This is a genomic window from Haloferax sp. Atlit-6N (genome assembly GCF_003383195.1).
Lineage (GTDB): Archaea > Halobacteriota > Halobacteria > Halobacteriales > Haloferacaceae > Haloferax > Haloferax gibbonsii.
Genome location: NZ_QEQJ01000299.1, coordinates 1 through 468, shown reverse-complemented (window position 1 = coordinate 468; position 468 = coordinate 1). Strand labels below are relative to the sequence as shown.

Sequence of the window (468 nt, the reverse complement as noted above, 5' to 3'; positions counted from 1 at the left end):
TTGAAATTGGAGCGTGGTAGTTATATACCTGTGGAATGCTGGCAGAGGCCCGCTCCACACCGACTGACTGGAAGATGTTGTGGACATATGCAATATCAAAGTTTTGCTGTTCATCAAGCTTATCAACCAATCGAGGCAGTAGCCCGATGCTGGCTAGTGGATATGCGTGATATAACGGAGAATCCTCATTTGGACTTCGATATCTATAGATCAGATACTCACCGCGGGATTCGCGCCGGGCTGAATTGGTACTGAGAGTCCGAGTAACAACGACGACTTTATGACCATTTTGCACTAATCCTTCAATTTCCGTCAACAGTGACTTAGTAATACCTCCCGTTTGTTCTGGCCAGTATGCGTCCGAAACAACCAATATACTCAATTTCTTGGACATTTTATGCTTCACTTCACATTACAATTATGTAGGTATAATACATTTGGAAAGCGATAGCTAGGATCGGATGTGCT

Annotated in this window: 1 protein-coding gene; it reads right to left on the bottom strand. The window is 43.8% G+C overall.

All coding sequences use genetic code 11. The features are described from left to right. On the bottom strand, positions 1-394 hold a 394-nt coding region (locus DEQ92_RS22445), incomplete at its 3' end, for a glycosyltransferase family 4 protein (protein ID WP_147299594.1). Positions 395-468 lie beyond the last annotated feature (74 nt).